Here is a 10,554-nt window from a genome sequence, read left to right as displayed (position 1 = left end):
AGTCGGCGCTGTCATTACTGCAAGGTTAAGCGTGGTATGTAGTTGTTACGAGTAACAAAAGCCCTTCATATGAAGGGCTTTTGTTATTTTAGGTTCTGAAATTTATTAAATTTCAATTTGTTATGCAAGTATAAAAATAAAAATAAAAATAAATATAAAAAAAGCTAAAGGTTTCTGTTATACAGCCGATTTATAACATGAGGCAATCCGTTTGCTATCAGAAATGTGGCAGGTTACCAATTAATTGCATTCATTCGGGCGTTTGCAATTTTAGAGTTTAAGTTTGGTAACTAGGCACTGAATTCAATGACAGGAGGCTATAATGGCTTTATATGTAAATACAAATGTTTCGAGCTTAAATGCTCAAAGACAACTATCAAAATCAGGTAATACGCTAGACACAGCTTTCCAACGCTTATCGTCTGGCTTACGTATCAACAGTGCTAAAGATGATGCCGCAGGCATGCAGATCACCAGTCGTCTTACAGGACAAATCAATGGTTTAACACAAGGGAATCGAAATGCGAATGACGGTATTTCATTGGCGCAAACAGCAGAAGGCGCGCTAGATGAAATGACCAGTATGTTCCAACGTGTTCGTACTTTGGCATCACAAGCGGCAAATGGTTCAAATACTGATTCAGATAGGGCTGCACTGCAGCTGGAAATGCGCCAGCTTGGTGAAGAAATGAACCGTATTTCAGCAGATACCACATTTGGTGGTACCAACTTACTAGATGGTACATATAGTGCAGAGTTTCAAGTCGGTGCTGATGCAAGCCAAGTTATTAGTTTAACAATGACCTCAATCGCCTCATTTGATGGCTCAACAGTCAGTGTTGCTAGTTTTACGGTGAGTGACTTGGCGGCTGCAGCATCAGATATTACTGGTACTGGCGAGGGTGCCTCGGTTGCGTTTGCTAATGTGAGTAGTCTATCGTTCACTTCGGTAGATAAAGCACAGTCTTTGCTAGGTGCGGTAGATGCGATGATAGGGGCGATAGATGCCAAACGTGCGGAGTTAGGTGCTAAACAAAACCGTTTCTCATCAACTATTCGTAATCAGACTAATGTTATTGAGAATGTATCTGCAGCACGTTCACGTATTCAAGATGCGGACTTCGCGGTAGAAACGGCGCAGCTAACTAAAGCGCAGATCTTGCAACAAGCAAGTTCATCAATACTGAGTCAAGCAAATCAGCGTCCGCAAACGGCTCTATCATTGCTTGGGTAGGTATAAAAAGTTAAGCATGCTATTATATTATATGGGGAGGTTGCTTAAAATTGGGTTTATTTTAAGCTGCTTTCTCATATCAACATATAGTTAGGAGAGAATTATGTCTTCTAGTATAGGCTCTCAAGAGCCGAGAATTTTTGAGCAAAATAGTGGTTATTTAACAGATACAAAGGTATCCGGACAAAAAACATTAGATTCGTCAGGTGACAAGTTAAAAATAGGTAATGATTCTTCAGAACCTGCCGATAACTTGTTAAGCAAAGAAGTAGAATTGGCAGATAGTGTCACCAAAAGTGATTATGCTTCAATGCTAGATAGTTTTACCAAGTTATTTGATGGTGTTGAATCATCCTTGCAATTGCGTTCTAGATCACTTGAGTTTTCTGTTACAGAACATGAAGGCCAGACGGTTGTTAGGGTCATTGATAAGGATAACAAGGATGTAATTCGTCAAATTCCATCCGAAGAGTTTATTAAAATGTCTCAGCGAATAGATACATTATCAGATGAGATGAATAAGACTCGCGGTTTATTGCTTGATAAACAAGCGTGAATTGGTGATTAATTCATAATTTAAGTGTGAACTAGTTTTTTAAAGGGGGTTGTAATGGCGACAATAACGTCAGCTGGTGTTGGGTCTGGCTTGGATTTGGAGGGTATAATTGCAGCAACTCTCGACGCCGAAAATGCCCCAAAAGTGGCTCGCTTTGACAAGCAAGAGAATACTTTAAAAGTTCAGTTAAGCGCTTTGGGTCAGATGAAGTCAGATTTAAGTACATTTGAGTCTACCCTAGATGTACTTAAAGATATATCTAACTTTAATAAAAGAACATCGACTGTTACGCAACCAACTGGAGCCGACATTATTTCTGTCTCTTCACAAAGTACGGCAACAGAAGGGTCTTTCAATGTGGCTGTCAAACAATTGGCGCAAGGAAGTCGAGCAGTCCAATCAGATGCCAATGCTTATGGTGCTACGACAGATGTAGTGACTGCCTCTGGGGGCACTTTAACATTTGCTGCGGGTGGCAAAACTTTTGATATTACCTTGGATGCAGGTGCTACATTAGCAGATCTGAGAACTGCTATAAATGAGAGTTCCGATAACTTCGGAGTTTCTGCTAACATAATAAACACGGGCGATAAGTCTAAGCTAGTCTTAACGTCATCAGAAACTGGAGAAGGTAACGACCTTTCGGTGACTAACAATACTGCAGAGCTTGATCGAGTATCAACTACCGCCAATGGTGGTATCGAGGGCAGCGGTGGGTTAGCAATTGATCCAGTAAATGATGCTGCACAGGATGCTATTATCGAGATCGACGGTATTGAGGTCAAAAGCAGTTCTAATACGTTTGAAAATGCAATCCAAGACTCAACCATTACTGTGCTTAACAAAAGTCCTCAAGACCCAAATGATGCAACTAACCTTTTGACTGCAAAGCTAGATGTTGCAACTGATACTGAATTTGTGAAAGAAACGTTGAATAAGTTTGTAGAAAGTTACAATGCACTCATTTCTACTCTTAATACTATGGTTGATGCAAAAACTATGGATGCTCCAGCTCGTGGCCTTAGAGACTCACTTGTCAACAAAATGGGTGGTTTAGTTTCAGGTGCGGGTAATTTGCAAACACTTTATGACGCAGGTTTTAGCCTAGAAAAAGAAAGTAAATTATCCATTAAAACGTCTGGGGTTAATACACTTGAGGAAGTATTGAAAGAATCTTATGATGATATTGGCAAGCTTTTTGCAGGTAGTGGTAACATTGCTGAAACATTAAGTGATACTGTAGACATATATCTAAAATCGGGCGGTCTAATCTCAACTCAGAAAGATTCTTTGGAGAGAGAACAACGAGACTTGGTTGATGATCGTGATAACCACGCATATCGTATGGAACTTTACGAAAGTAGGTTGCGTGAAAAGTACGCATCTTTAGACGTTTTGGTTGCCGGTTTAAGAAGTCAGGGTAATGCAATTTCAGCATCACTTAGTAATTTACCTGGATTTGTACAAAAGAAATAAGGCTTTATTATGGCTAGTTTAATATCAAAAGCGTACCAAAAAGAAAGTGTCAAATCACGCTTGGCTGGTGCTGACTCTTATATGATTATTCAAATGCTTATGCAAGGTGCTCTGGAAAGAATAGCCAGAGGAAAAGGCTGTATCGAGCGTAACGATCTAGCAGGAAAAGCTGAGCATTTATCTAAGGCTTCGGCAATTATTTTAGCTTTGATGGAGTCTTTAGATCATTCAGAAGGGCAAGATGTGACTCAAAATTTGAGTAGTTTATATGAGTATATGAATGCGCGTATAACTGATGCTAGTATTGAGAAGTCTGTTGAACCATTAGATGAAGTAATGACTCTTTTAAGAGAGATAAAAGGTGCGTGGGATGCTATCCCAAGAGAGGATGTAGATAAGGCTCTAGCGATGCAAATGGAAAGGGGATAAGGTTTGCAGCAAGAAGGTAGCTTTTCAAAATTGATAGAGCAAATTGTAAAAAGCGGAGAAAGTATACAGGCTTATATCGAATGCTTTGATGACGATGATAATGTAATAGAAAAAATCGTTTTAGAATCGAGTAATCGTAATCAGTTGATTCAGAGCTTAATTGATATGCGAGAACTAGACGAAGATCAAAATCAACAAAAGAAAGCTATTCTCGAACAGGTAAGTGAGCAAGATAAATACCTAATTACTTTTTTTCTAGATAAAAAAGTTGAAGTGAAAAATGCATTGTTAGACTTACGAAGTAACACAAAAAGAGCGAGCGTCTATAAGACCACCTGAACAGAATCTTTTGAGAGAAATAATGTCAACTGAACTAGAATCCATCCTCAAGCTTGCAGAAGAGCAAATAGCCAAGCTATCACATAAGCAGACTTTAGAAAAAGAATTAGAAAAGTCGATGCCACTTGTTTTTGAAAAAAATATATTAGCATTCTCAGAGTACTTACCTGAAATAGCTAACACATTTAGGCACTATAAACCTGCAAACCTAAATTTAATATGCAGTGAATCAGGGCATCTAAACATAATTGATCCTATCACGAATAGCACTTTATACAATGATAATCCACCAGAGCAATGTTCCCAACAAGTTGAGAGGTTAATTGAATCTCCTCGGTTTAGCTCACTTAACTTTAACACTTCAGAAGATGTTACTAACACATTTATTCATACGAAGTATTTAAAAATAATGTACCAGGAATTGCTTGAAGCACGGAAACAGCTTGATCCTTTAACAAAGCTACCTGAGCATATTGGCTCTAGTATCATCTTTGGTGTTGGATTAGGTTATCACATAGAAGAGTTAATAAATAAAGTTACTATTGACCATATCTATTTATGTGAGCCGAATAAAGACTTTTTCTTCGCGAGTTTATTTGTATGTAATTGGGAGCGAATTTTAAGAAAAATTGATGAGCGAGATGGCGTTATTGTTTTAAATGTCGGTGTAAGCTTTGAAGATTTTAGTAATGACTTTATAAATGAAATGAAACATCGCGGCGCTTTCAACTCAGTATCAGCATTGTTATATCAACATTATCCATCAAAGGAACTTAATACTTTAATTACCAAATTTCAGCATGATTTTCATATGGTTGCAATTGGCTGGGGCTTTTTTGACGATGGAGTGATAAGCATCGCTCACGATTATCATAATGCAATGGCTAAACTGCCGACATTGAAAAAAAACAGCACATTACCTAGAAAGTATCGCAGCATTCCAGCATTTATTGTAGGTAATGGACCATCTTTGGATTTGGCGATAGAGACAATCAAGTCTCAAAAGGAAAAAGTGGTTGTTTTTAGTTGTGGTTCCGCGATATCTACTTTAATAAAGCATGGCATTATACCTGATTTTCATGTCGCTCTAGAACGAACGAAGTTCACGTATGATTATTACAATGAATTTGTAGAAAAAGATATTTTAGACCAAGTTGCTTTTTTGACGGTCAATGTTATGCATCCTGATTGTAGTAAATTATTCGGCTGGACAGGAATTGGTTTTAAAGCAGCTGAACCAGGCACAACCATTTCTTCAGAGTTTATTGATAAATATTCTAACTATGAACAACTTACTTTTTGTAACCCATTAGTTGCGAATTTGGCATCAGCGTTTGCTTGCTACATCGGGTTTGAAGATATTTATTTAATGGGAGTAGATGGTGGTTATAAAGATCCAAAATATCATCACTCGAAAGATAGTAAATATTTTAATGCTGACGGTACCGAGAAAAAGAGAATTGCTGATCTTATCACCGCCGGTGAGATAGAAGTTGCGGGTAATTTTTGTGATAAGGTTTTAACTACAGGGTTTTTCAATGTTGGCAACTCACAGCTAGGGCATTTGTTTGGTCGTTTTAAGAAGACTGTTAGTACATTTAATTGCTCTGATGGAGCAAAGATTGAAAATACAATACCTTTAAAAATTGAAGATATGCTTTTGGCTACTAACTTACCAAACAAGCATGATGTTATTGATTATATAAAACAAGAATCTTTTATTGATAGGCAAATCGACGAAACTGAGTATGAAAAATGGTTAGCAATAGATGAGTTTAATAACGTCTGTGATGGCTTAATTGAATTTGTAGATAAAGAGTTCACTACAAGAAGTGAAATTGCAACAGCATTAAAGTTGCAGGTTCGCTTTTTATATTCTTATGGTCGCACTAGGTATCGCCATATTTATTTTCTATTGGATGGCTCTTTAACATACGTACATTCTATATTTAGAATGATGCTTTATGGTTTTGCTAGTGAGGAAGAAACAGTATTGCTGTTGAACCGTACCTTTAGAGTATTGATTCAGTATTTGACTGATGCTAAATCGCTTTATGCTGGTGTGCTGGATGCACAGGATGAGCAAGAAAGTTATCTTATGGACCTGTTAAAAGATGACTGATAGTAAAGCGCTCACTGATCAAACACAGAGCTGGTATGATACCTCTTATAGTAGCGCTGGTTTTCAAGCCCAACGGTTATATCCAAACGAGGAGTTGCTTCGATTTTTTGGAAGGCACTTTTTTAATTCAACTAATCATTCGGACCGTAAACATATTCGTGTTTTAGAGCTTGGTTGTGGGTCTGGAGCAAACTTGTGGATGTTATCGCGAGAGGGGTTTGATAGTTACGGGATTGACCTTTCTGGAGAAGCTATTAATCTTGCAAGTAAGATGCTTAGTCATTGGAAAACCTCAGCTACTTTAGTACAAGGTAGCTTTGAAAGCCTACCATTTGAAGATGAATTTTTTGATGTTATTGTAGATGTTTTTTCAACCAACTGCTTGATCGAATCGCAATTTAAGCGCTGTCTTGATGAGGTTGCGCGTTGTTTAAAAGTTGGAGGGTTATTTTTTTCATATACTCCTTCAGTAAATAGTGACGCTTTTATAGACCATAGAGGAGCTGCTTTGTTAGATGATTGGACGCTCGATAGTATTGTAAGAGATGGTTCTCCTTTTTTAGGACAGCAGTATCCATTTAGATTTTGTTCCCTTGAACAATATAAACAACTTTTGAAGCATGTAAGCATTACTACTGATTATTGTGAGCAAGTTGGGAGAACATATAATTTAGGGAAAGAATATTTTGAATTCTTAGTTGTCTCAGGTTTTAAACATGGACTCGCGTAATGATTTTAATAGTATCTGCCGTATACTTGATCAGCATGGGCTTAAAGGCACTGTAAATAACGATAGCTTTATAGTATCTGCTCATGAAATATTAAGCACTTCAGATATAGACTATATGCCTTGGATGGTTGAGTATCAAACAGAGTACCTAAACTTTTCTGGAAATGAGGCAAATAACTACACTATTGTACTTTTTTTAGGTGAAACGGTTTGTGGTCTATTTCACTTCAATTTACTTAGAACTGAAGATAATATAAGGCAGCTGTTATCTAATGCCGGTGGACTACTTCCTCCTATCCTTTCAAGTAACTTAACACGAAAGCAAAAACGAAAAATACTACAGAAATGCTACCATTTTTATAGGGATCTTGCTAAGTTTTTCAATTTAGAACAGGTAAGGTTTCAGTTTTTATTCACCTCAGGTGAATCTGAAGCATGGCTATCGATATTGCAAAATAAAGGGGAGTTAAAGTTCTCCCAAGAATTACTTTGTGATTTAACAATGCCTGAACAGCGATACCTTCAGTCTATTCGCGATAAATATAAAAAACATATCAGAGATGGTAAAGTGCTTTGGCATGTTCGTATTGTGACCCATATGGAGAAGGATGAGTTTGCTCTCATTAAAGCATTGCACTATGAGGTATCGCAGAGAAAAACGCGTTCAGATCTATCTTGGGAGTTACAATTAAAAGCGATTAATTCAAACGAGGCATTTGCTGTGACGGTTTATGACCAGGATAAACTGATTGGAGCTGCGATATTTGGTTACAGCTCACAAACTGCTTACTATTGTACTGGCGTGTATGATAGAGACTTATATGATAAGCCTGTAAGTCATATTGCGCATTATACCGCGATTGAATATATGAGAGAGCTAGGCTTATCCTGGTACCATATCGGTGCAAGGAGCCATGAGAGTGAGTGGATGAACCCATCAATTAAAGAGGCTCAAATAGGCCATTTCAAAGAAGGCTTTATGACGCACTCCAAATTTAAAGTAACCGTTGATGTTCACTATGATGCGCTAGATCAATGAGCTGCTTGCTATATTTAAGAAAATAAGCTGTTCGTTAATAGTCCAAGGTGGTTGTATGAAGAGTTGTGTAGTAGTGGGCGGGGGGGTCGCTGGATTGTTTTCATCAATTTTGGCAGCAGATAAGTATGACTCTGTGACACTGATTGAGAGTAGTAAACAGCTAGGTGGTTTATTAAAGTCTTGGACTAATGAACAAGGCATAAGCTTTGACTTTGGTACGCATATTCTGTCAGAAACTAGTATTCCTGAAGTAGATAATATCTTATTCAAGGGTATTTATGAAAATCCTGAATTATGGAATCATTATGATGTTACTAAAGTTTCTAACAGCTTTTTAGGGAAGCGTTATGATGAAGCTCAGTTTATTCCGTTACATCACCTAACAGAGTACGATTACAAATTAGCTTTGTCAGAGCTACTATTAAGTCCAGGACAAGATATTGATGAAGCGTCCAATCTTGAGGAGTTTGCACTTAATAATTATGGCCAAACTATCACAGATAAAGTACTCAGACCTCTATTTAGAAAAATGCAGCAATCTGAGTTGTGTGAGTTACATCCATGTGTACATATTATTTTCGCATTTAATAGGTATGTACTTGGTGACGCTAACCTGAGTGAAGAACTTAAGAAAATAGAGAAATTAGATAAAAAGCTCGCATTTTCAAGTTATTACAATGGGCTAAGTGGTGCGAAAAAGTTTTACCCGAAGCAGCAGGGTATTGCTTTGTGGATAGAGCACTTGGTTCAGCAAGCGAAAGAGAAAGGTGTCAAATTTGAAACGGATATCACTATTGATAAGCTTGAAAACGATAGGCAAAAAATAACGCAAGTAATTCTATCAGATGGGCGTGCGCTACCTACATCACATGTTATTTGGACGATACCACCAATTTTTGCAATTAAAGCGCTGGCGAGTGAATATCACTGCGATATAAAGCCAGAATTTAGCCCTATGAGTTTACATCACTTGGTGTTTGATAAGCCTTTTTTAGACAGCAACTATTATTCTAATATTAATGAATTGGACTGTGATTGCTTTAGAGTAACATTTTACCCTAATTTACTAGATGAACATGAAGAGGGCCGTTATCACTGTACTGCTGAGGTGCTTTATTCAAATGAAAGTGGTCAGCAATTGAATGTGAAATTGGCACAAGATTTAAAGCGTCTTGGATACGTATGTGATAACGCAATCTTACTTTCTGCTGATGAGATAAAAGTTCCTATGGGTTTCCCAATATTTACAAATCAATTTGTAAATGAGAAAACTCGTCAAATAGAGCATGTGCAAAATACAATTGATAATATAACTTTACTAGGAAAGGCGAGTAAAACTCAGTTTTTTGTATATGGCATTTTGCTAGAAGCATTTAACGAAATCATCAAAACACGATAAAAATGCTCAGTTATAAAGTTGTCTCGGTAATTAAAGTAGCAAATCAAGATGAATAATGAAACAGTGTTTATCCGAGAGTTGAACTTGGATATTTTTGGTTTAACCAATAATAGTGCAGTGACAAGATTACTTGCTTCTGCACAGTTCAAAGCTAAATGGGCTACCCTTTTGAATATCTTGAGATGCTATCTTACCTAACGCATCTTTGTAATATTTGGGTGCTAAGCCAAAACCTGGGCGTATGCGGCGCAAATTATCTTCGTTAAAAACTTCTCCTTTTTTAACATCTTTGACGACATAAATTGAACGTCTAAATTGCAGGTTTGGTGATTCAGCTTCTTTTAGATCATAATTTGCGAATCCCAATGCTTGCCAAGCAGAGTAAGTCATCTCACATAATTCCGTTAGCTCATTTGGCTCCAAAGAAAATGCGGCATCTGGGCCGCCATCAGTGCGTTTCAGAGTAAAGTGCTTTTCGATAACCCTAGCACCCAAGGCTGTTGCAGCTATAGCGGCTACAGTCCCTAAAGTGTGATCCGACAGCCCTACATGTACATTAAAATCTTGTTGCAGTTTTTGTATTGCTCTCAAATTTGAATCGGCTATTGGGGTTGGATAACCACTGATACAATGTAAGATGATCAATTCTTCATTCCCATTTTTTTGAGCAACTTCAATAGCATTACTTATTTCTTCGTAGCTGGCCATGCCAGTCGACATAATCATCGGCTTTTTGGTTTGTGCAACTTTGGCAATTAGCGGATGATCAATTAGTTCAAATGACGCAATTTTGTACGCTGGTGTACCTAAAGATTCTAAAAAATCAACGGCAGTTTCATCAAATGGAGAGCTAAATAAGGTGATATCAAGTTTTTTTGCGTAATCAAATAATGCCTGATGCCAATCCCAAGGTGTATGGGCCCATTCATATAGCTGGTAGAGATTTTTACCATCCCACAAACCACCTTGAATTTGAAAGTCCGCTTTATCAGAGTCAATGGTCATAGTATCAGCGGTATACGTTTGTATTTTCACAGCCTGAGCCCCAGAATCTTTAGCTGCTTTTATGAGACTTTTAGCGCGTTCAATATCGCCATTATGATTACCTGATATTTCAGCGATAATGTAAGGTGAGCTATTCTCACTGATAGTGACATTGTCCAATATTATATTTTTGAGCATGATACTAATTTAGATAAGGTAATGATGCTATAAATTGTATCTTACTTT

At 37.4% G+C, this 10,554-nt stretch carries 10 protein-coding genes; 9 read left to right on the top strand and 1 reads right to left on the bottom strand.

Going from position 1 to position 10,554, the window contains the following annotated elements; genetic code table 11:
- Positions 1-322: 322 nt before the first annotated feature.
- From SANK73390_RS14075 to SANK73390_RS14035, 9 genes are all read left to right on the top strand, one after another.
- Positions 323-1,234: a flagellin N-terminal helical domain-containing protein gene (locus tag SANK73390_RS14075; protein ID WP_462766669.1), complete on the top strand. Its 912-nt coding sequence runs from the start codon at positions 323-325 to the stop codon at positions 1,232-1,234.
- A gap of 103 nt (positions 1,235-1,337) precedes the next feature.
- Entirely contained in the window at positions 1,338-1,790 is a 453-nt protein-coding gene (locus SANK73390_RS14070) for a flagellar protein FlaG (RefSeq protein ID WP_462766667.1), read from the top strand.
- Between the two features lie 54 nt (positions 1,791-1,844).
- The gene (gene fliD / locus SANK73390_RS14065) at positions 1,845-3,266 is read left to right on the top strand and encodes a flagellar filament capping protein FliD (RefSeq protein WP_462766665.1); all 1,422 of its coding nucleotides are present in this window, start codon (positions 1,845-1,847) and stop codon (positions 3,264-3,266) included.
- A gap of 9 nt (positions 3,267-3,275) precedes the next feature.
- Positions 3,276-3,695, top strand: a complete 420-nt coding sequence (gene fliS / locus SANK73390_RS14060) for a flagellar export chaperone FliS (RefSeq protein ID WP_462766664.1) — start codon at positions 3,276-3,278, stop codon at positions 3,693-3,695.
- Positions 3,696-3,698: 3 nt separating this feature from the next.
- Positions 3,699-4,034, top strand: coding sequence for a hypothetical protein (locus tag SANK73390_RS14055; RefSeq protein ID WP_462766662.1), 336 nt, complete (start codon positions 3,699-3,701; stop codon positions 4,032-4,034).
- Between the two features lie 22 nt (positions 4,035-4,056).
- The gene (locus tag SANK73390_RS14050; protein WP_462766660.1) at positions 4,057-6,156 is read left to right on the top strand and encodes a motility associated factor glycosyltransferase family protein; all 2,100 of its coding nucleotides are present in this window, start codon (positions 4,057-4,059) and stop codon (positions 6,154-6,156) included.
- Positions 6,149-6,886, top strand: a complete 738-nt coding sequence (locus SANK73390_RS14045; protein ID WP_462766659.1) for a class I SAM-dependent methyltransferase — start codon at positions 6,149-6,151, stop codon at positions 6,884-6,886. Before SANK73390_RS14050 ends, SANK73390_RS14045 begins: the two co-directional genes overlap by 8 nt.
- Entirely contained in the window at positions 6,873-7,925 is a 1,053-nt protein-coding gene (locus SANK73390_RS14040; RefSeq protein ID WP_462766657.1) for a GNAT family N-acetyltransferase, read from the top strand. The genes SANK73390_RS14045 and SANK73390_RS14040 overlap by 14 nt, the downstream gene beginning before the upstream one ends.
- Before the next feature lie 55 nt (positions 7,926-7,980).
- The gene (locus SANK73390_RS14035) at positions 7,981-9,324 is read left to right on the top strand and encodes an NAD(P)-binding protein (RefSeq protein ID WP_462766655.1); all 1,344 of its coding nucleotides are present in this window, start codon (positions 7,981-7,983) and stop codon (positions 9,322-9,324) included.
- Positions 9,325-9,450: 126 nt separating this feature from the next.
- Here the strand turns inward: SANK73390_RS14035 and pseI are convergent, their stop codons facing one another.
- A complete protein-coding gene (gene pseI, locus SANK73390_RS14030) occupies positions 9,451-10,506 on the bottom strand; it encodes a pseudaminic acid synthase (RefSeq protein WP_462766653.1) in 1,056 nt (351 codons plus the stop codon).
- Between the last annotated feature and the right edge of the window lie 48 nt (positions 10,507-10,554).

The organism is Pseudoalteromonas sp. SANK 73390 (assembly GCF_054966645.1).
This window is presented reverse-complemented; position numbering and strand designations above follow the sequence as displayed.